This window comes from Nocardia sp. NPDC005825 (assembly GCF_040630175.1).
In the GTDB taxonomy this organism is placed as follows: Bacteria; Actinomycetota; Actinomycetes; order Mycobacteriales; family Mycobacteriaceae; genus Nocardia.
This window is the reverse complement of the sequence record NZ_JBEXXC010000008.1, coordinates 342662-363135: the sequence shown is the minus strand read 5'-3', so window position 1 is coordinate 363135 and position 20474 is coordinate 342662. Positions and strand designations below refer to the sequence as shown.

Below are 20474 nucleotides of genomic sequence, written 5' to 3'. Positions count from 1 at the left end.
GTGGTGCCGCGCCGCCTCGGCGGCATCTGATGAAGGAGCCGCTCCGTGCCCGGAGGAAGACTCAGCCCCGATGATCGCCGCCTCATCGCGGCCGGTCTGGCCCGGGGCCTCGGCTACGCCGAGATCGCCCGCCGCCTGTCCCGGCCGACCTCCACCGTGAGCCGTGAGGTGACCCGCAACGGCGGTCCGGGCCGCTACCGCGCGGAGCTGGCGCAGGCCGCCACCGCGGTGCGTTCGCGCCGCCGCACGCCGCGCCCCAAACCCGTCGAGAAGCCTTCCGGCGTCGACGAATACGGCCGCGATCCGATGCTGCTGACCGAGGTCAGCGACCGCTTCGCGCTGCTGTTCGCGCAGTTCGGGATGCCGCGCATGGCCGCCGCGGTGCTGGCCCGGCTGTACGCCGCGGACTCGGGCAGTCTCACCGCCGCCGAGCTGGTGGCCCAGTTGCGGGTGAGTCCGGCGACGGTCTCCGCGGCGGTGGGCCGGCTCGAGGAGCGGGCGCTGATCCGCCGCGACCGGGACCCGGGCACCCGCCGCGACCGCTATGTGATCGACGAATCCGCCTGGTACCGAGCCACTCTCGCCGGGGCGCTGGTCAACGAGCGGCTGGCGGCCCAGGCGCGGCACGGCGCGGACGCGCTCGGTGTGGCCACGCCCGCCGGGCTGCGGCTGCTGGGCATGGGGGACTATCTCGAGCGGGTGGGCCTGGACATGGTCCGCTCCGCCGAACGCTGGCGGCCGCGACTCGATCAATGAGCGACGGCGATGCCCGGAAATCTGCGGTGAATGCGATCGACATACTTGCGCACCGCGGAAAGTTCGGCCGAGATCGTTTGCCGGGCTTCTGCGGTGGGCGCGGTTTGTAATCGCCGCGTCAGTTTGACTACATGCCTTTCCAATTCATCCAGGAAGATGCGGGCCTGAGCTAACTCGGGATCCTCGCCGACATCGGGATTACCGAATCCCCTGTACTGCATATCGCCGAAGTATTCCACGCTGCCGGACGCCGCGCCGCGCAATTGGATTGCTTCCGGTAGCCTCGCCAGGCGAGCTGCCCCACCGCCATCGGGGTGTTCGGATCCCCGCACCGCCGCCCGACAGGAATTCGAATGGCCATCAGTTACCTGGAGTCGATCGTCGTCGGCGCGCTGCAAGGGGTGAGCGAGCTCTTCCCGGTCTCCAGTCTGGGCCATAGCATCCTGCTCCCGGCCTGGGTGGGCGGGCAGTGGGGCGACGATCTGAGCATGTCCGCCAAGGATTCCCCGTACCTGGCCTTGCTGGTGGCCATGCACGTCGCCACCGCGCTGGCCCTGGTGATCTTCTTCCGGCGGGAGTGGGTGCGCATCCTGCGCGGCCTGTGGGAAGTGGCGCTGACCCGCGAGATCCGCACTCCCGAAGCACGATTGGGCGTACTACTGGTGGTGGCGACGATTCCCGTCGGCCTCGCCGGACTGCTGTTGGAGAAGATCGTCCGCAACTATCTCGGCACGCCCGTGCCCACCTCGATCTTCCTGGCGATCAACGGTTTCGTGCTGTTGTCCGCGGAGATCATGCGCAAGCGTGAGCCCGAAGCCGATTTCGTGCTCGCCAGTCCGACGGGCCGCCGGGACGTGTCCATGCAGGACACCATCGTGCTGCCGACGACCGCCCCGGACCGCGCCTCGGATGTGCGGCTGTCCCGCCTGACCATGCGCGACGCCACCCTGATCGGATCGGCGCAGATCGCCGCGCTCTTCCCGGGCATCAGCCGTTCCGGCAGCACCATCGTGGCGGGCCTGTTCAAGGGCATGCGCCACGAGGACGCCGCCCGCTTCGCGTTCCTGCTGGCCACCCCGGTCATCCTGGCGGCCGGCGTGCTGAAGACGCCGGAGCTGTTCAAGCCCGAGAACCATGCCATCCTCGGTCCCGCCGTCGCGGGCAGCGTGGTCGCGGGCGTGCTGTCCTATATCTCGGTCAAGTTCCTGACCGCGTACTTCGAGACCAAGACCCTGACCCCCTTCGCCGTCTACTGCCTGATCGCGGGCCTGGGCAGCCTGGTCTGGTTCACTATTCGCTGACCCGTCTCTGCGGGCGACCGAACCAGAACGCGCCCCGGCATCCGAGGGATGCCGGGGCGCGTTGCTGCGAGATCAGTTCGTGGGCGTGGTGGTGGGCGCCGCTGTGGTGGTGGTGACGACGGGGGTCGTCGTCGGGACGGTGGTGGTCACCGGGGGAGTGGTCGTGACCGGCGCGGTGGTGGTATCCGGGGCGACCGTCGTGGTGGCAGGCGGCGTCGTGGTGGTGACGGCCGGGGCCGGGGTGGTGGTGGTCGTCGTGGTTCCGGTCGCCGGAGTGGTGGTGGCGGCCTCGCCGGACTTCGGGGCGGCGGCCAGCACGGCCGGGGCCTTCGACGTGGTGGTCGGGGTCGGCGTGGTGGTCAGCGTCTTCGGGTCGAGCTGGTGGGCCTGGGCCTGCTTCGCCAGTTCGGTGAGCCAGGCGGCGGCGTACTCGGCGGAGCTGACGGGCTTGCCGTTGTCCGGGTTGGAGTCGTGCCAGTAGTCGAAGTGGTGGCCGGTGCCGTTCGGGCCCAGGGTCAGGTTGTACGGGTCGTTCATGATCACCGGGATGGTGTTCTGGTTGGTGGTGATCAGCCCGATGACCTCGTTGAAGACCTTCTGCGGCAGGTAGGCCAGCGGCGACATGTTCTCGGCGGCGATATTGTCCGCGGCCACCGGGGTCGCGTTCTGCTGGTTCGCCTGGTAGCCGGGCTGCGACACCTTCAGCAGCACGTCGAGGAAGGTCTCCTTGCTGGTCCACCAGCCCGGATTGTGCGCGATGTCGGCGAAGGCGTCGCCCGCGATCTTGCCCAGCACGACGGCGACGTCGATGCCGGTGGTCGGGTTGAGGCCCTCGTTCTGCATCTGGTCGGCATTGATCTGGCGGCCGACATTGATGGCGAGCTGCAGCAGCGAGATGTTCTTCGGCGCCGCGCAGGTGAGGTCGCCGTCGGAGCAGAAGGACGCGATGCGGCCGTTCAGCGCGCCGAAGTCACCGGCCTGGTCGGGCAGCGCGCCCTGCCCGCCCGCGACCTGCTTACCGGTCTGGTAGCTCTGATCGAAGTTGTCCGGACGGCTCGGGTCCTTCGCGCCGGGGAACGGACCTTCTCCGGCGGTGCGGCCCGCGTCGGCGAGGATCACCACGCCCGCGACATTGCCGGGATCCACGATCCCGTACTTGCCGTCCGCGCCCGCGCTCTGGTGGCCGATCTGCATGGCCACCCGCCGCACCACGTCCGCGCCCTCGGAATAGCCGACGATCGCGTACTTGGTGTTCGGGCAGGCCGCGGAGATATCCCGCATGACCTGCTCGGTATTGGCGACACCGGTATTGACGGCGTCCTCGTAGCTGTTCAGGTTCGCGGGATAGGAGATGTAGACGGCCGAATACGAATTGGAGTCGACCGAGCCGCCCGGGGCGTTCACCACCGGGTCCACCCAGTGGCTCTGGTAATCGTCGGACAGGGCGGCGGGCAGTTCGTTGCCGTTCGCGTCGACCAGCATCTTGGTGGTGCCGGACTGCGGCGAGTCGTTGCGCCCGGCCACCGAGATGGTCACCATGTCATGGCATTCGGTAACCGACGAAGTCAGCGCCGGATCGGCCTGCTTCGAATCCGGCCCCGTCAGCGCGTAGGTGGCCGCTATCGCGGCCGCCACACCCAGCACCGCGGGAGCGGCGACCGCCGATGCGATCTTATGTCGTTTCGCGAACCCGCGAATATCCATGCCCGAATCCCCATTTCACCCCGACAAGTGAACTGTCAGGCCCAGCGACTGAGCGGGCCGTCTACACAGGGAGACGTCGTAACCGGAGATCCGAGTGTTACTTATGCGAATGAGTCGTTACCGCACCATGACCCGAACCCGCTGATCAGGCCCCGATCGGTTTGCCGAAGAATGAGGCGAAGGTCTCACCCAGCGTCTCGCCCAGGGACTGCAGCTCACCGGGGGTGCCGAGCATGGACGGCATGTCGGTGGTGGAGCAGCCCGGTTGCGCGCCAATACCGTTCAAGCGATCGAACAGCCACAGTAGTGCGGCCGGTCCGCCGGAGACCTCGCCGATGACGTGCTCGCTGGCCCAGTCCCGGGTGTAGGTGACCTGCGCTCCGGGCTGCGCGCAGTAGGTGTCGACCAGCTTGTCGGCCGCGGGTAGCGGCAGGATCTCGTCCCAGCGCGAGTGCCACACGAACAGCGGCATGTCCGGCAGGCTCTTGCCCAGGCGGGTGTCCTCGAGCATGGCCTGAACAGCGGGTTCGCCGAGCGGGTCGGGGGAGTTGATCATGCCGGTGATATTGAGGAACGGCAGCAGCGCGGTCTGATACTGCACGCAGAACGGCGCCTTCACCGTGCGCAGCAGCTGGCCGAGCGGGTTGAGCTTCTGGTCCAGCAGCGCGCTGAATTCCGGGTACTCCCGGGACAGCCCCAGGACCGCTCCCAGCACCAGGCCCGCGGTGGCCTGATTGTTGGCCATGAGCAGTGCCGCGCCCAGATCCGCGCCAGTGCCGCCGGAGGCCGCGCCCACGATATTCAGTTCCGGCGCATAGGTTTTGCGCAACTCGGCGGCGTGCATGGTGGGCATCGACCCACCCGAGTAGCCGTACAGCGCGGTCGGCGCGCCGGCGCCGACGCCGAGCGGCGCGAACGAGGTGGCGGCGCGAATGCCGTCGAGGGTGATGCGTCCGGCCAGCGGCCCGGCCGCGTACGCCGAATTCGGGCCCTCGTGATCGGGGATCACCACCGCGAACCCCTTCTGCAGCGCGGCCTGCGCGAAGAGGAACTCGGCGGGCGCGACGATCTGCCCGAGGAACGGCGCGGCCGAAAGGTGTTGCAGCGCATAGGAGGGACTGCAGTAGCCCTGCGTCGAGTCCTCGGCGATCTGCACCGAGAGCAGCTTGCGCGGCGCGGGCGCGGTGCCGCGCGGCTTGATCAGGGTGGCGACCGCCGGGATGGCCTCATCGCGACTGTTGTTGGAGCGGTAGGAGACCTGCCAGGCGTCCACGTTCAGCGGGATCAGCCCGAAGTTGCCGAGATTGACCTGCCGGGCCGCGATGATCTCGCCGGGCGCGGCGGCGGCGATCACGTCGGCGGGCGGGTTGTAGAAGCCGGGATCGAGTTCCGGCGGCAGTGGCAGCACCTGCGCCGGCGCGATCGAGGGCAGCGTCGGCGCGGCCGGATCGGCGTGCGCCGGACCCACCGTGAATGCCGCCGCCACCAGCGTCGTGATGGACACCGTCCCGAAGCGTACGAGCCGCCCGGTCAGTCGCCTGGTCTTCATCGACCCACTTCCTCACCCTGAATCCCCAAGTTGTGAGACTGCCTAGTCTCAATATTGCGGGCATCACTTTGCCACAGCTGTGACCGGGCTCGCAATATCCGCGAGCGCCGGAAATGGGGATTGGGCGGATTCGGCCTATCGGCACCGGTGGCGTGGTGCGACGGGCCGGGGGTGAGGTCCGCGGGGTGAATTCGGGAAGGCCCTTCCGGGTGGCGGGGATCACTGCTACGTTCACACTTACTGAACGCTCAACAAGTAAGTTTGCGAGGTCGCGATGCGCGTTGCCGTCAACCCCAGGCTCTATGACCCCCTGCCGGACGATCCGGTGCTGCTCGGCTGCGCATGCGAGGCGTGCGGCCGGGTGTACTTCCCGCCGATCGGACTCGGCTGCGAGATGTGCGGCGCGGGGGAGGGACGGCTGCGGCCGCGGACCCTGCGCGCGGAAGGCGTGGTGTTCGCGGTCGCGGAGGTGGTGGCCGATCCGCTCGGCGCGGCTCCCTTCACCGTCGCGGAGATCGTGCTCGACGAGGGGCCGCTGATCCGTGCGCTGACGCACCCCGAGTCGCCCGCGCCGCGGATCGGTGATCGGGTCGCCGCGCGCTGGCATGTCGTGCGACGCGATGACGCCGAGCTGGTCGAGCCCGCCTTCGCGACCGTCCCGGCCGGGAGCGAGGTACGGGCATGAGTGCGGACCTGCGGCCCGCGTGGGTCATCGGCGTCGGCCTGCATCCTTACCGGAAGCCCGGTCGCACGCCGTATCCGGAGCTCGGTGTCACCGCCGTCCGCGCGGCGCTAGCCGACGCGGGATTGAACTGGAACCAGGTGCAAACCGCCTTCACCGGCACCGCGACCACATCGATGGCGATGTCGCGCTTGATGTATCGGCACCTGGGCGCGACCGGCATCCCCATGGTGCAGGTCGAGAACGCCTCCGCGTCGGGGTCGAGCGCTTTCCGGCAGGCGTACCTCGATGTCGCCGCGGGCCTGCACGATGTGGCCATCGCGGTCGGGGTCGACAAGCCGCTGAACCTCACCATGCCCGCCCGTGCGGCCGGGCTGGAGGACCTGGTCGGGAGTCGGCTGCTGCCGGTCTCGCATTTCGCGCTGCTGGCCTCGCGCTACATGTACGAGACGGGCGCGACGCCGGAACAGATCGCGCGGGTGGCGGTGAAGAACAGTCGCAATGCCGCGCTGAACCCGAACGCGCAACGCCCCAAGGCCAGAACGCTCGAGGAGGTGCTGGCCCCGCCGACCCTCAGCGGCGTGCTCACCCGCCTGCAGTGCTGTCCGATCGGGGAGGGCGCGGCCGCCGCCATCGTCGTCTCCGACCGGGCGATCACCGACCTCGGCCTCGACCGGACGCGCGCGGTCCGGGTGCGCGCCTCGGCGCTGCGGTCGGAAACCTATTACGGCACCGAGAATTTCGATGCCGCCCTGACCGCCGAAACCACGGCCGAGGCGTTGCGGGCCGCGGACGTGAGCATCGACGACGTGGATCTGATCGAGCTGCACGACGCCTTCACGGTGGAGGAGCTCGTCTATCTGGAGGCGATGGAGGCGTGCAAGCCGGGCCGGGCCGCGGCCGCCCTGGCCCGCGGCGACTTCGACATCGGCGGCAAGGTCGCGGTCAACGCCTCCGGCGGACTGCTCTCCATGGGCCATCCGATCGGGCCGACCGGTATCGGCCAGATCGCGGAACTGACCGCCCAACTGCGCGGCGAGGCCGGGGCGCGGCAACATCCCGCCGCCCGAATCGGCTTGGCGCACATGGTCGGCGTCGGCGCGGTCTGCGCCGTGCACGTGCTCTCACGCGAGGAGGAATTGTGAACCAACCCGACCACGGATCCCCGGAGTTCTGGGCCATCCATCGACCCGACGCGCCCGCGGTGGTCAGCCGCGGCGTCACGCTGACCTACCGGGAATGGAACGACGCCGCCGACCGGGTCGCGGAGGGTCTGGCCCGGCACGGGCTGACCGGCGGCGACCGGATCGGCACCAGGTTCCGGCTCGCGCCGGAGTACTTCGTCCTCCAGCGCGCCCTGCAGAAGCTCGGCGTGGCCCAGGTGGCGGTGAACTGGCGGCTGACCCCCGACGAAGCGCTGTACATCCTGCGCGACAGCGGCGCGAAAGGGCTGGCGTGCAATGACATCGACGCCACCGGATGGGATCCGGACGCGGTCGGCCTGCTGATCACCGTCGGCCAGACCGAGGACGCCCCCGGGCGGCGCTACGAGGACCTGCTCGAAACCCAGGAGGCCCCGGCGCGTTTCGGCCCGGCCCGGCCCGCGCTGGTGCTGTACACCTCCGGCACCACCGGCCACCCGCGCGGTGTCCCACCGACCGATCCGGCCACCGTCACCGACTGGGAACGCCTGCAGCGGTATCTCCGCTCGGTGGCGTCCATACCGCCCTTACCCGACGCGGTTCGGTCCCTGCTGACGATGCCGATCCATCACGGTGCCGGACCGGCGGTCGCGACGCGGGCCTGCGGTGGCGGCGGAACCGTGGTGACACTGGACCCGTTCGACGCGGAGACCGCGCTGCGGCTCATCGACGAGCATCGCATCCAGTCCTGGATCGCCGTGCCCACCATGCTGCTGCGCATTCAGAAGCTCCCGGCCGCGGTGCTCGACCGCTACGACCTGTCCTCCCTGCGGCACATCGGAACCGGGGCCGCGCCGGTCCCGCAGTCGCTGAAGGAATGGGTGGTGGAGCGCTTCGGCGACGACGTGCTGTGGGAGAGCTACGGCGCCAGCGAACCCGGCATGATCAGCTACACCGCGCCCGAGCATCAGCTCGCCAAACCCGGCACCAGCGGCCTGCCGTTCGACGGGGTGGAGATCGCCATCGTCGACGGAGGCTGGAATCGGCTGCCCGCCGGGGCATCCGGGGAGATCGCGGTCAGCACGCCGATCGTGCTGCGCAATTATCTCGGCGGTCCTCCGCTCGGCGAGGACGTGATCAAGGACGGCTTCTACCGCACCGGCGACGTCGGCTACCTCGACGCCGACGGCTTCCTGTTCATCACCGACCGGATCAAGGACATGATCGTCGCGGGCGGGGTCAACATCTATCCGGCCGAGATCGAGAAGGCCCTGGTCACCCATCCGCGGGTGATCGATGCCGCCGTGATCGGTATTCCCGACGCGGATTTCGGCGAGAAGCCGCTGGCCTACATCGTCGCGACACCGGGATCCGCGCCGACCGAGGCCGAACTGCTGGCCCACCTGGAAGGACGGCTGGCCGGCTACAAGCGGCCCCGCCGCTTCGACTTCGTCACCGACCTGCCCCGCAACCCCGTGGGCAAAGTCATGAAACACGAACTGCGCCAGCCATATTGGGAAGGACGTGAGCGCAATGTCTGACCGGTCCGATCTCATCGTGACCGAGGTGATCGACGAGCGAATCCTGCTCGTCCGGATCAATCGGCCCGAACGCCGCAATGCCTTCGACGGCGCGACCGCCCGCGCCCTGGAGGCCGCCATCGACCGCTACGAGGCCGACGACGCACTGCGCTGCGCGATCCTCACCGGCTCCGACCTGGTGTTCTCCGCCGGACAGGACCTGATCGCCGCCGCGACCGGCGATATGGGCGTCACCGAGCGCCGCGGCGCCTTCGGCATCATGGCCCGGCCGCCGGTCAAACCCGTCATCGCCGCGGTGGAGGGCCACGCCCTCGCGGGCGGCCTCGAACTGTGCCTGGCCTGCGATCTGATCGTCTCCTCGCGCACCGCGAGCCTGGGTCTGCCGGAGGCCGCGCGGTCGCTGGTGGCCATGGGCGGCGGGTGCTTCCGGCTGCCCAAACGGATTCCGTATCACCTCGCGATGGAGTTGATCCTGACCGGAAAGCCGTGGCCCGCAACTCTGTTCGCCGAACTCGGTCTGATCAACCGGCTCACCGAACCGGGCGGGGCGGTCGAAGGCGCACTCGATCTGGCCCGCGACATCTGCGCCGCCGGGCCGCTGGCCGTGCGGGCGAGCAAACAGATCGTGGTCGACTCCCAGGACTGGACCGATGCCGAATCCTGGGCCAATCAAATGAAATACGTGGCGGCCGTGCAGCAGTCGGAGGATCTGCGCGAGGGCCTGCGCGCCTTCGCCGAGAAGCGGCCGCCGGTCTGGAAGGGACGCTGACATGGTGATGAAGCCCAGCTTCGAGAGCAACCTGCTGGCCGGGCAGGTCGCGATCGTGACGGGAGGTTCCCGCGGGATCGGCGGCGCCACGTCGGCCTTGCTCGCCGCCAACGGGGCCAAGGTCGTCATCGCCGATGTCGACAAGGAGAAGGCGGAGGAGGCGGTGGCCGCGATCGACGCCGCCCATGGTGCGGGCACGGCCGCCGCCTTCGTCGCCGACCTGGTGGCTCCGGGCGCGTGCGACGACCTCGTCGCCTACGCGACAACCGAGTACGGCGGCCTCGACATCGTGGTCAACAATGCCGGATACGCCTGGGACGCCCGCGTCCACGCCATGACCGACGACCAGTTCCAGGCCATGCTCGACATCCATCTGGTGGTGCCGTTCCGCCTGGCCCGGGCCTGCGCCCCGGTGTTCCGCGCGGCCGACCAGGCCGATGCCGCCGAGGGGATCACCCGGCATCGCAAGACCGTGATGGTCTCCTCCATGGCCGGGCTGCTCGGACTCGACGGCGCGGCCAACTACGCCTCGGCCAAGGCCGGTGTGCTCGGGCTGGCCCGCAGCCTCGCGCAGGAGTGGGGTTCGATGCACGTGAACGTCAATGCCGTGGCGTTCGGGATCATCCAAACCCGGTTCGGGCAGCCGCAATCCGATCGCGAGGTCATCCACACCGGGGGCCGCGAGATCCGGGTGGGCATGCCCGCCAAGCAGGCGCGGCGGATGGGTATCACGGTGGACCCGGACGTCCCGCCCACGGAGGCCGAGATCTACGCGGCGCGGCCCATGCCGTTCGTGTCGCTGGGCCGCACCGGCACCGTCGGGGAGGCGGCCGATGTCATCCTCTGGCTGTGCTCGCCGCTGTCGAACTATGTGACCGGGCAAGTGGTGCCCGTCAACGGTGGTTCACGACTGGGCTAGTTAGGGTGACGCCATGGCGGGTCGCACGGAGAGGTCCATGGCGGAGGCCACCGGGAAGCCGGTGGCCCGAACGGCGGAGGGGAGCGACGCGGCCCCGCCCCCACGCCGCACCCAGCGCGAACGCGCTGCTCAGGCCGGTCAGGCGCTGCTGGACGCGGCCGAGACGCTGTTCGCCGAACGTGGCGTCGACCAGACCTCGCTGGCTGATGTCGGACAACTCGCGGGCTACAGCCGCGGCTTGGCCAACCACCACTTCGGCACCAAGGCGGCGCTGGTCGATCAACTGGCGCAGCGCATCCAGGCGCAGTTCGTCGGCGGGTCCGCGGCCAAGCTCGACGAGCCCGGATTCGATGCCGTCGCGGTGCTCTCGCAGCTGACCGAGGACTACTTGCGGGCCATGATCGGCTACCCGCGGACCACCCGTGCGTTCTTCGTGATGTGGGGCGCCGCAATGCCTTCCGAGGCTGCGCTGCGGCCGGTCTTCGCCACCGACGACGAGAGATTCCGGTCCGGCGTCGAACAAATGCTGCGCGCCGGCCAGCGCGACGGCTCCGTGGCCGCCGCGGTCGATCCGGCGTCCACCGCGACCGTGCTGACCGGCATGCTGCGCGGCGTGGCGGCCCAGTATCAGATCGCCCCCGACGCCGTGGACCTGCCCGCGGCCATCCGCTCCTGCCAGCGATTCCTTCAGCGTGGACTAGCCGCCGGGTAAGACGACAACCCGAACCGATGTAGTCGTGCGCGGGTGCCCGTGGTCCACTTCACATGATCGAGGCTGTCACGCGGAGACCGGTTCCGGCGTCTTGTGGTCGTCCAATTCACCACCGCACGTGAGGATCACATGATGGAACCCCGTATCGACCTGAACGCCAACGCCCTCGGCGCCAAGCTGGGCAAGCGCCTCGCCGCCACCAGCGGGGCGATCATGCAGTCGGGTCTGCCGAAATCGCTGATCGAACTGGTGGAGCTGCGTGCGAGCCAGATCAACGGCTGCGGTTTCTGCGTCGACGCCCACACCAAGGAGCTGGCCGCCGCGGGCGAACCCGGCGTTCGGATCAACCTGGTGGCGGCGTGGCGCGAATCCACCGTCTTCACCGAGGCCGAGCAGGCCGCACTGGCGCTGGCCGAGGAGGGCAGCCGCCTCGCCGACGCGAGTCACGGCGTCTCCGATGACACGTGGGAGCTGGTGCGCAAGCACTTCGACGAGGACCAGACCGTCGCGCTCGTCTACGTGGTCGCCATGATCAATGCCGCCAACCGGCTCGCGGTCATCACCAAGACCAAGGGCGGCTCCTACCAGGCGGGTACCTTCGCGGCGATCGCCGCCGACTGACGGGCATGCCGTACTCGTCGGCCGAGGTCGCGGGCCGATCCGAGATCGAACGGCTCGGCGCGCGCCTATGCTCGCAGCATGACGCGTGACGCTCGGGATCCGGGTGTTTCGCTGGCAGCGCTGTTGGCCGCGTTCTCCTTCGCGATGGACCTCGGCCTGGGCCAGCCGATGGCTCATGTGCTGAGGTCCTGGCGGCTCGCCACACGACTGGGGGAGCGGGTCGGGCTGAGCGAGGGGGAGCGGTCCGACCTGTACTACACCGCGGTCCTGGCCTGGGCCGGGTGTGTGGCCGACGCACCCGAGGTGGCGGCCTGGTTCGGGGACGATATCGCCTTCCGGGCCGACAGCTACGGGACCGACCTGCGGGGGATGGGCGGGGCGCGCTTCTTCCTCTCGCACGCGGGGGCCTCCGGGCCGTTCGCGCAGCGGGTGCGGAAGACGGTGGCGATCGCGGCGAAGGGCGGGCGCGATATCGAGCGCGGGCTGATGTCGCACTGCCTGACGACGTCGACCATGGCCGACCGGCTCGGGCTGGACCCCGCGGTCGGGGACTCGTTGCGGCAGTTCTTCGCGCGGTGGGACGGCAAGGGGGTGCCGGTCGGGGTCGGCGGGGATCGAATCGGATTGGGGATGCGGCTGTTCCATCTCGCGGACGTGGCCGAGGTGCTGCATCGGACCGCCGGCATCGAGGCCGCCGTCGAGGTCGCCCGGGCCCGGCGGGGCACCCAATTCGACCCGGCCGTGGTGGACGAATTCTGCGCCTCCGCGCGGGATCTGCTGGCCGACAATGATTCCGAGCCGGACTACGGGGAGCTCATCGCCGCCGATCCCGCCCTGCGCCGCAATCTCACCGGGGCCGAACTGGATACGGCCCTGGAGGTGATCGCCGACTTCACCGATCTGCGCTCGCCCTATCGGGCCGGGCACTCCCGCGGCGTGGCCGATCTCGCGGCCCGCGCCGGGGCCGCCGCCGGGCTCGCCGAACCCGACGTCACGGTGCTGCGCCGCGCGGCCCTGCTCCACGACATCGGACTGCACGGCGTTCCCGCGACGATTCTCGACAAGCCCGGCCCCTTGAGCGTCACCGAGCTCGAGCGGCTGCGCATGAACTCGTACTACACCGAGCGGGTCCTCGCCCGCCCCGCCGGACTGGCCCGGATCGGCGCCATCGCCGCCATGGCCTACGAGCGACTCGACGGCTCGGGCGCGCATCGCGGCCTGACCGGCCCGTCGATCCCGGTCTCGGCGCGGCTGCTGGCCGCCGCCGACACCTACCGCGCGATGAGCGAACCGCGCGCCTACCGGGATGCCCTGCCGCCCAAGCGAATTCTCACCGAACTCCGCACCGAGGTGCGCCGCGGACGACTCGACGCGGGCGCGGTCGACGCCGTCCTCGAGGCGGCCGGTCAGCCCCGTCAGCGCCGCCGCACCGGTCCGGACGGCCTCACCCCGCGCGAACTCGAGGTCCTGGCCCTCATCGCCCGCGGCGCGTCCACCCGTCAGGTCGCCCGCACCCTGGGCATCGCTCCGAAAACGGCGGGCACCCACATCGAACGCATCTACACCAAAACCGGCTCGTCGACCCGCTCGACCGTCACCCTCTACGCCGTCCAGCACGGTCTGCTCGACACCCTGACCGCCGATTCGTAGGGAGAACGCCCGACGACACCCGGCTTCACCGCGCCTACCGTCAGGTCAGAACCCACACCGGAGGTGATCCCCATGCTCGACCTGGCCTCGCGACTCACCGGCCTGCCCGAACACACCGGCCAGGCGCCCTGGCCCGGCCACGAATACGTCAAGGGCTGGGGCGTTTTCGGCCTCCCCTTCGACAGCGGCCATGTGCTGGCGCTGCGCGTCTTCCCCGAAAACGACTTCGGCCCGTACAAATCCGTCTGGCATCGCGACCCCGAAGGCCGCTGGTCGATCTTCGTGGACGGCGACCGCCTGGATCACGCGTGCCCGCGCTACTACGGTCCCGCCTGCGAACGCACCGGACTCGCGTCGGTCTGCGCCGACTGGACGGGCCCGACCTCCCTGCACGTCACCGTCGACAACCCGGCCCTGGACTGGACGCTGACCGTGACGGAGACCCCGGCCCTGCGCGCCCTCAACGCCGTCGGCGGCCATATGCCCCTCGCCACCTGGCGCTCCCGCGCCCTCGTTCGCTCACGCGAAATGATGGCCACGGCACTGGGTCTGGGGCATCTGGAGATGGCGGGCACCATGCCCAGCGGCCACACCGGTCTCCTCATGCCCGAACGCATGTACCTGGTCACCGACTCCACCGCGGTCCTCGACGGTCACGACCTCGGTCGGCCCGCCCACCTGGAGGCCAACCCTCAGATCGGGGACGTCACCCTGCCCGCCCGCGGTGTGGTGGCGATCGGCCAGGCGATGTGGCAGATCCTGGACGACGTGGACTGACGCGTCAGCGCACGCTGGGCTCCACCCAGCGGCGCAGCGCGTCGATGGTGGTCTCCGGTGACGTGTTGAAGCAGAACCGAATTCCGGGCACCTCATCGGCCAGGGTGTTCACCAGCCGCTCGAACAGCAGCGTGTGCTCGCCCGCCATCCGGACCCCCGCGCCGATCATGGCCGCCCGGAACTTCTGCCCCGCAATGCGCTCGCGCAGCGCCGCTTCCGCCGCGTCGGGGTCGGCGGGCAGCTGACACGACACCAGATCGAACCCGGCCTCGCGCAATGCGGCCTCCCCGGCCGCGATCCGCGCGGTCAGCATCTCCTCGGTCAGCTGTGGATAGTTGCTGTAATCCACAGCGCTGGGATGCAATCCGACCGACAGTACGGTCGAGCCGTTCGGGTGCTGCTGGTTCACGAGGTCCTCCGAGCCGGTTGTCGTCATGGACGGTACAAGCGCGCGACGTCGCCGGATCTTCCCGAACCGACAACCGGCTCCGAGCACCCGAAGGCGCCCGGAGCCGGAGGTATTCACAGGGTGCTGCGTTGCTGGATGAGGCCGCCCGGTTCGAGTTCCACCACGGTGTCGATCCCGATCCCGCGCAGGAACGGGTAGTCGTGGCTGACCACCAGGATCGCGCCGCGATAGTCGGCCAGCGCTTCGGTCAGCTGCTCGACGCTGGTGATATCGAGATTGTTGGTCGGCTCGTCCAGAATCAGCAGCTGAGCCGGCGGATCGGCGAACAACAGGCGGGCCAGCGACACCCGGAAGCGTTCACCGCCCGACAGCGTCGAGACCGGACGTTCCACACTGCTGCCGCGTAACAGCAAGCGAGCCAGATGATTACGGATCACCGCCGGGGTCGCCGTGGGCGCCGCGGCGTGCACGTTGTCGAGCGCGCTGGCCTCCTCGTCGAGGTTGTCCAAACGCTGCGGCAGATACCCCACCCGCTCGGTGAACAGAGTGCCCCGGTCCGGATCGCGGCCCGTGAGCAGGCTCTCGATCAGCGTCGATTTACCGGAGCCATTGGGGCCGACCAGCGCTACGCGTTCCGGGCCCTGAATGACGACCCGCCGATCACCGTCGCTCAGTTCCGCGATCCGGCGGCTGCGCGGCACATCCGGATCCGGAAGGTCGAGGTGGATGTGCTCCTCACGGCGGACCCGGGACGAGGCGTCGTCCAGTAGCTGTTGCGCGGCTTGGAGTTTCGCGTCCAGTGTGGTGCGCATGGCTCCCGCCGAACCTTGGGCCCGGCTGGCCCGGTTGCCCGCGAGAATCCGTGGAATTCCTCCGTCCCGCTGGGTCGCGCGGGCGGTGCGCTCGCGGCGGGCGAGCTTGGTCTCGGCCTCGATCCGCTGCCGCTTCTCGACCTTCACGGCCTGTTCGGCGGTGCGGGCGGCCTGGACGGCCGCGGCCTGCTCCTGTTCGACGTACGCTTTCCAGGCGCTGTACGGCCCGCCGAAGACGTCCAGTTCCGCGCCGCGCAGCTCCGCGGTGGCGTCCATCCGTTCGAGCAGTTCGAGGTCATGACTGACCACGATCAGGGTTCCGGGCCAGGAATCCACGAATTCGGCCAGCTTGGAGCGGGTTTCGCGATCGAGGTTGTTGGTCGGTTCGTCGAGCAGGGTGATGGGGGTGCGCTGGACCCGCAGGCCGGTGATCGCGACCAGGACGGCCTCGCCGCCCGAGATCTCGCCGACCCTTCTGTTCAGATCGGCCGCGCTGAAACCGATTTCGTGGAGGGCCTCGTCGGCGCGGGCTTCGATGTCCCAGTCGTCGCCGATCGTCTCGAAATGCTCGTCGCTCGTCTCGCCGGACTCGATCGCGCGCAATGCCGCGAGTGTGCCCGCGATACCGAGCAATTGGGCGATCGTCGCGTCACGGCCGAGGGTGAGACTCTGGGGGAGATACCCGACCGCGCCGGTGGTTTCGACCCGCCCCGCCGTCGGGGTCAGGATTCCGGCGATCAGCCGCAACAGCGTTGATTTCCCCGCGCCGTTGCGGCCGACCAAACCGGTGCGCCCGGTGCCGAGGGTGCCATTGAGCCCGGACAGCGCGATGCTGCCGTCGGGCCATTCGAAGGACAGATTCCGCAGGGTGACGGCGGAAGACATGGATGTGGACATGGGTTGTCGACTCTTTCCTGCTCGCGAACGAGCGGCCGGACGTGATTGGGGAACGTCTCGGAGCCGGGCGAAGGCCAGGAACGCTCGGCCCGTGGGGCCGAGCGACAGGTGGGTGAGAAAGCGCCGCCTTCGACCGGGCGGCTAGATTCTGTCGACTTCCTCGATGAGCACGGGACCACCCTAGCAGCGACGTACACCTTCGGTCCGTCGTCAGCCGAGGTGGGCGAGCTTGACGCTGTTGAGGATGAATCGGACCGTGTGGATGCGGTCGCCCGCGATATCGAGGGAGACGGCCATGGCCGGTCTGCCATCGGATGTGATGATCGCTCCCGGACCCGCATTGACGAGGGCGGGACGCACTGTGAGGTCGGTCGGCCAGGCCCAGGTGACCGAGCACAGGTAGCCGGCGACCGGGAGCATGCCGCGGATCGGCTCGCGTGGTGTCTCCGCGGTGCCGTCGGCGTCGGCCCAGAACACCACATCCGGGGCCAGGAGCTGGGTGAGCACCGTGAGATCGCCGCCGAGCGCCGCGGCGAGGAACCGCTCCGTCACCTCCCGATGCTCCCCGAGCGAGGGCCGGTGCCGCGGCCGCCGCGCCTCGACGTATCGCCGTGCGCGATAACCCAATTGCCGTGTCGCCCGCTCCGTCCGGCCGATCATCCCCGCGATCTCCGCATGCTCGAACCCGAAGGCCTCGTGCAGCACGAACACCGCCCGCTCCACCGGATCCAGTGACTCCAACACCACCAGCAGCGCCATCGAAACCGACTCCGCCAGTTCCGAATCCACCTCCGGCCCGGTCAGCAGCGGGTCCGGCAGCCAAGGCCCGACATAGCTCTCCCGCCGCGCAGTGACCTTCCGCATCTGATCGATCGCCAGCCTGCTCACCATCCGGAACAGATAGGCCCGCGGCTCCTCGACCCCCGCCCTATCCGCCCGATCCCACCGCAGCCAGGCCTCCTGCACCACATCCTCCGCATCGGCCCGACTGCCGAGCATCCGATACGCCGCCCCGAACAGCTCCGCCCGCACATCCACGAACTCCACGTCCATGCCCTATCGACGTCCCAACCCCTCGATTCGTCACACGAAACCACGAATCCCCGTGTGACGCGGCCCCTCCGCCATCCGTCTCACCACCATGACCACCACCGAATCCAGCCGCGCCGCGGTCCTCGAACTCCTCCACCACTTCGCCACCGGAGACCTCCCCGCCGCCTTCGCCCTCCTCGCCGACGACTTCGTCTCCCACAACCCCCGGGTCCCCCACGACCCCGCCACCACGGCCCGCCAAGCCTTCATCGACTTCTTCGCCACCCCTGCCGGCCAAGCCCTCGCCACCGCCACCCAACAAGTCCACCGCGTGATCGCCGACGACACCCTGGTAGCTGTCCACACCCGCCTCACGTCCCCCCATCTCCCCGAAACCGCCGTCGTCGATATCCTCCGAGTCCACAACGGCCGCATCGCCGAACACTGGGACGTCGTCCAACCGGTCCCTTCCCCCATACCGCACCCCCACGGAATGTTCTGACCCGCTGCACGAAAAAGGCCCGGTCCTGTCGGACTGGGCCTTTCCTGCGGACCTAAGGGTTGTAGATCTCGACGTAGGCATTTGTCGCCAGCGCGAACACGCCGGGACCCATACCGGTACAACCTGCCGAGATGGTTTGACCGGACGGTGTGAAGGGATAGCTCAGCACCTTGTAGGCCCCGACGGCATACAGCGGGAACGGCCCGCTGGCGTAGAGGCCGACACAGTCGAGATGCAGCACATAGTTGGCGCCGCCATCCGGCCCGCAGACCGCGGACGCGTCGAACACCCCCTTCGTCACGGTGCAGTCCTGCGGCGCGGCCTGCGCGCTACCCGACCCGGCAACCGCCACGAACCCCAAACCCGAAACACTCATGGCCGCAACCGTCGCGGCGATACCCAATGACTTGCCCATGAATCCCCTCGGTTCTGTCGCATGAAGAGCCAGGAGCCGACTCCCGATCGGGCTACCCAACTCGAGGAACCAAACGTCCGCAAACAGCGGGCGGACGTTCCGAAGCGTATCGGGCAGATGCCCAGTTTCGTTTCGGAGGTCACCTTCCGGATCCACGCATCGCCGCATACGCAAAAGAGCCGCAGGTCGATGACCTGCGGCTCTTTGCTTTGTGGAGCTAAGGGGAATCGAACCCCTGACCTTCTCGATGCGAACGAGACGCGCTACCAACTGCGCTATAGCCCCGCGCCAGATCTTCCGATCCGCGCTCGGAGAACATTAGCAGGTGGGGTGGGGAGTCGGCGAATCGGCTGGTTAGGAGGGGTTTCTTGGGGTGGTGGTGTGGGTATGGGCGGGCGTTCCGGGGTGGGGGAGGGGTGCGAGGGGCTGCGCGGGGGGCGTTGGCCAGGGGTGGGCGGGTGCGGTTTGGGGGTGGAGGCGGCTCGGGTGGCGGCGGAGGGCTTGGTGAGGGTGTGCGGTGGAATTCGCGGCGGGGTGGAGGTGGTTCTGGCGCAGGTGATTCCGTGGTTGCCGGGGGTGGGCGGGTGGCGGTTGCTGGATTGTGGGATGAATTCCTGTCCGGCGAACGGAATTTCGAATACGGGGCGGTGTTGATTCATGCTGATATGAGCATTGATCATGTGCTCGGGTTGGGCGCGGGAGCGGAATTCGTTCGACGCGTACAGGAATACTGCGGGCGGGCGTTCGACATACTGCGCGCTATAGGCCGCGATCGGCCCGAATTTCGGGTCAACGGTCAGGCCGGTTCGCTGTAGGAGTCGAGGACTCGTAGGAACAGGTCGATCCGGTACTCGCGGACCGCGGGGTTGTCCGGCTCCAGCAGGCACTGGGCCAGGGTGCCGTCGTGGACGGCCACCAGCGCGCGGCCCAGTGCGGCCGGATCGGGCACTCGCCGGCCATTGCGTCGCATGAGCGCCACGACCACGGGGGTGAGTGCCGCGGCGATCGCCTCCTCGCGCGCCACCATCACCTGCCGCAGATCGGGATTGCGCAGCGCGTGCGCGGTGAACTCCGAGGTGATCCGAAACCACTTGTCGTCCACCGGAACCGCGGTGAGGACCTGTTCCACCGCGCGCCGCGGATCGTTCGCCACCGAGCCGGGCGCGTCCAGCACCGCCGCGGCCTCGGCCAGCATCAGCGCCGACCGCTGCTCCCACATGGCGAGGAACAGCTCCTCCAGTGAGGTGAAGTTCGAGTAGAACGCGCCTCGGGTGAACCCGGCCCGCTCGCACACCTGCTCGACCGAGCACCGGCCGAAACCCTCCTCGGCGAACGCCTCGAACGCCGCGTCCAGCAGCCGCTGCCGGGTCTCGGCCCGCCGCGGCCGGACGCCGTTCCCGCCACCCCGGACGGTCGCGCTGCCCTGCCCGGATTCGTCATCGGCCCTGCTCACGACCGTATCCTAGCCGGTCCGCCGTACTGGACCGGCGACCGTGACGCCGTCGGCGGCTCAGTGCAGACCCGCGGCGCGGGCGGCATCCCGCAACACCTGCTCCAGCATCGCGGGGGTGAGCCGGCCGGTGAAGGTGTTCTGCTGGGACGGGTGATAGGCGCCGAACAGGTGGATCGGGGACCGGCCGGGAGCCACGCCGTCCAGCTCGACATGCGCGCCGTGCCCGAACCGCGGCTTGGGTTTGGGCACCGCCCAGCCGGATTCGGACAGCGCGGGCAGCAGCGCCTGCCAGCCCCAGCCGCCGAGGACCACGATCGCGCGCAAGGTCGGCGCGAGCAGCGTCAATTCGGTGGTGAGCCAGCGGCGGCAGGTATCGCGTTCCAGCGGCGTGGGCTTGTTGTCGGGCGGCGCGCAGTGCACCGGCGCGGTCACGCGAGTTCCCAGCAAACGCAGGCCGTCGTCGGCGGAGACACTGGTCGGCTGATTGGTCAGGCCGACCGCGTGCATGGCCGCGATGAGCACATCGCCGCTGCGGTCACCGGTGAACATGCGGCCGGTGCGATTGCCGCCGTGCGCCGCGGGCGCCAGCCCCACCAGCAGCAGCCGGGCATCGGCCGGACCGAGCCCGGGAACCGGCTTGCCCCAGTAATTCTCGTCACTGAACGCGGCCCGTTTCTCGCGGGCGACCTGTTCGCGCCAGGCCACCAGTCGCGGGCAGGCGCGACAGGCGGTCAGTTCCGCATCGAGCTGGGCAATTGTGCGGCACACCAGGCGACTCAACCACATTCCGGCCCGTACCGTGCGGCTGGGCGTCGGCACGGCGGACCGGGC

22 protein-coding genes, 1 tRNA gene and 1 pseudogene are annotated in these 20474 nt (G+C 69.3%); 14 read left to right on the top strand and 10 right to left on the bottom strand.

Translation table 11 applies throughout. The features are described 5' to 3' along the window. Positions 1–45 precede the first annotated feature (45 nt). Positions 46–225: pseudogene (locus ABZ382_RS23290) on the top strand (helix-turn-helix domain-containing protein); the annotation flags it as partial. An 81-nt stretch (positions 226–306) separates the two neighbouring features. Further along, on the top strand, positions 307–756 hold the full coding sequence (locus ABZ382_RS23285) for a MarR family transcriptional regulator (RefSeq protein ID WP_357092405.1): 450 nt from the start codon (positions 307–309) through the stop codon (positions 754–756). On the opposite strand, the gene ABZ382_RS23280 is transcribed toward ABZ382_RS23285, so the two are convergent. Beyond that, positions 750–1019: a hypothetical protein gene (locus ABZ382_RS23280; RefSeq protein WP_357092228.1), complete on the bottom strand. Its 270-nt coding sequence runs from the start codon at positions 1017–1019 to the stop codon at positions 750–752. The genes ABZ382_RS23285 and ABZ382_RS23280 overlap by 7 nt on opposite strands. Before the next feature lie 84 nt (positions 1020–1103). On the opposite strand from ABZ382_RS23280, the gene ABZ382_RS23275 reads away from it, so the two are divergent. Next, on the top strand, positions 1104–2057 hold the full coding sequence (locus ABZ382_RS23275; RefSeq protein ID WP_357092403.1) for an undecaprenyl-diphosphate phosphatase: 954 nt from the start codon (positions 1104–1106) through the stop codon (positions 2055–2057). A 72-nt stretch (positions 2058–2129) separates the two neighbouring features. Here ABZ382_RS23275 and ABZ382_RS23270 read toward each other — a convergent pair whose 3' ends face one another. After that, entirely contained in the window at positions 2130–3761 is a 1632-nt protein-coding gene (locus ABZ382_RS23270; protein ID WP_357092225.1) for a cutinase family protein, read from the bottom strand. 145 nt (positions 3762–3906) lie between these two features. After that, positions 3907–5310, bottom strand: coding sequence for a lipase family protein (locus ABZ382_RS23265; RefSeq protein ID WP_357092223.1), 1404 nt, complete (start codon positions 5308–5310; stop codon positions 3907–3909). Between the two features lie 274 nt (positions 5311–5584). Between ABZ382_RS23265 and ABZ382_RS23260 the strand changes: the two genes are divergently transcribed. From ABZ382_RS23260 to ABZ382_RS23220, 9 genes are all read left to right on the top strand, one after another. Then, on the top strand, positions 5585–5995 hold the full coding sequence (locus ABZ382_RS23260; protein WP_357092220.1) for a zinc ribbon domain-containing protein: 411 nt from the start codon (positions 5585–5587) through the stop codon (positions 5993–5995). Next, complete coding sequence (locus ABZ382_RS23255) at positions 5992–7137, top strand: thiolase family protein (protein WP_357092217.1); 1146 nt, start codon at positions 5992–5994, stop codon at positions 7135–7137. The genes ABZ382_RS23260 and ABZ382_RS23255 overlap by 4 nt, the downstream gene beginning before the upstream one ends. Beyond that, the gene (locus ABZ382_RS23250; protein ID WP_357092214.1) at positions 7134–8675 is read left to right on the top strand and encodes an AMP-binding protein; all 1542 of its coding nucleotides are present in this window, start codon (positions 7134–7136) and stop codon (positions 8673–8675) included. Before ABZ382_RS23255 ends, ABZ382_RS23250 begins: the two co-directional genes overlap by 4 nt. Further along, positions 8668–9444 carry a crotonase/enoyl-CoA hydratase family protein gene (locus ABZ382_RS23245; RefSeq protein WP_357092211.1) on the top strand — a complete coding sequence of 259 codons (777 nt, stop codon included), beginning with the start codon at positions 8668–8670 and terminating at the stop codon, positions 9442–9444. Before ABZ382_RS23250 ends, ABZ382_RS23245 begins: the two co-directional genes overlap by 8 nt. Position 9445: 1 nt before the next feature. After that, on the top strand, positions 9446–10363 hold the full coding sequence (locus tag ABZ382_RS23240) for an SDR family NAD(P)-dependent oxidoreductase (protein ID WP_357092208.1): 918 nt from the start codon (positions 9446–9448) through the stop codon (positions 10361–10363). Positions 10364–10376: 13 nt separating this feature from the next. Further along, positions 10377–11075: a TetR family transcriptional regulator gene (locus ABZ382_RS23235; protein ID WP_357092205.1), complete on the top strand. Its 699-nt coding sequence runs from the start codon at positions 10377–10379 to the stop codon at positions 11073–11075. 132 nt (positions 11076–11207) lie between these two features. Next, positions 11208–11696 (top strand): carboxymuconolactone decarboxylase family protein, encoded by a 489-nt coding sequence (locus tag ABZ382_RS23230; RefSeq protein WP_357092202.1) that lies wholly within the window; start codon positions 11208–11210, stop codon positions 11694–11696. A gap of 78 nt (positions 11697–11774) precedes the next feature. Further along, complete coding sequence (locus tag ABZ382_RS23225) at positions 11775–13346, top strand: HD domain-containing phosphohydrolase (protein WP_357092199.1); 1572 nt, start codon at positions 11775–11777, stop codon at positions 13344–13346. A 72-nt stretch (positions 13347–13418) separates the two neighbouring features. After that, positions 13419–14123, top strand: a complete 705-nt coding sequence (locus tag ABZ382_RS23220) for a hypothetical protein (protein WP_357092197.1) — start codon at positions 13419–13421, stop codon at positions 14121–14123. A gap of 4 nt (positions 14124–14127) precedes the next feature. Here the strand turns inward: ABZ382_RS23220 and ABZ382_RS23215 are convergent, their stop codons facing one another. From ABZ382_RS23215 to sigJ, 3 genes are all read right to left on the bottom strand, one after another. Next, positions 14128–14559 carry a hypothetical protein gene (locus ABZ382_RS23215; protein WP_357092194.1) on the bottom strand — a complete coding sequence of 144 codons (432 nt, stop codon included), beginning with the start codon at positions 14557–14559 and terminating at the stop codon, positions 14128–14130. Positions 14560–14645: 86 nt separating this feature from the next. Then, complete coding sequence (locus ABZ382_RS23210; protein WP_357092191.1) at positions 14646–16241, bottom strand: ABC-F family ATP-binding cassette domain-containing protein; 1596 nt, start codon at positions 16239–16241, stop codon at positions 14646–14648. 210 nt (positions 16242–16451) lie between these two features. Beyond that, complete coding sequence (gene sigJ, locus ABZ382_RS23205; protein ID WP_357092188.1) at positions 16452–17294, bottom strand: RNA polymerase sigma factor SigJ; 843 nt, start codon at positions 17292–17294, stop codon at positions 16452–16454. 88 nt (positions 17295–17382) lie between these two features. Here sigJ and ABZ382_RS23200 point away from each other — a divergent pair, with 88 nt between their 5' ends. Continuing rightward, positions 17383–17775, top strand: a complete 393-nt coding sequence (locus ABZ382_RS23200; protein ID WP_357092185.1) for a nuclear transport factor 2 family protein — start codon at positions 17383–17385, stop codon at positions 17773–17775. A gap of 52 nt (positions 17776–17827) precedes the next feature. Here the strand turns inward: ABZ382_RS23200 and ABZ382_RS23195 are convergent, their stop codons facing one another. Continuing rightward, positions 17828–18190, bottom strand: coding sequence for a hypothetical protein (locus tag ABZ382_RS23195; protein WP_357092182.1), 363 nt, complete (start codon positions 18188–18190; stop codon positions 17828–17830). Between the two features lie 212 nt (positions 18191–18402). Then, positions 18403–18475, bottom strand: a tRNA-Ala gene (locus ABZ382_RS23190). Positions 18476–18774: 299 nt separating this feature from the next. Here ABZ382_RS23190 and ABZ382_RS23185 point away from each other — a divergent pair. Beyond that, positions 18775–19005: a hypothetical protein gene (locus tag ABZ382_RS23185; RefSeq protein ID WP_357092180.1), complete on the top strand. Its 231-nt coding sequence runs from the start codon at positions 18775–18777 to the stop codon at positions 19003–19005. On the opposite strand, the gene ABZ382_RS23180 is transcribed toward ABZ382_RS23185, so the two are convergent. Continuing rightward, a complete protein-coding gene (locus tag ABZ382_RS23180) occupies positions 18987–19547 on the bottom strand; it encodes a TetR/AcrR family transcriptional regulator (protein WP_357092400.1) in 561 nt (186 codons plus the stop codon). The two genes, ABZ382_RS23185 and ABZ382_RS23180, sit on opposite strands and share 19 nt — an antisense overlap. Positions 19548–19700: 153 nt before the next feature. Further along, a complete protein-coding gene (locus tag ABZ382_RS23175) occupies positions 19701–20429 on the bottom strand; it encodes a uracil-DNA glycosylase (RefSeq protein WP_357092177.1) in 729 nt (242 codons plus the stop codon). Positions 20430–20474: the final 45 nt, after the last annotated feature.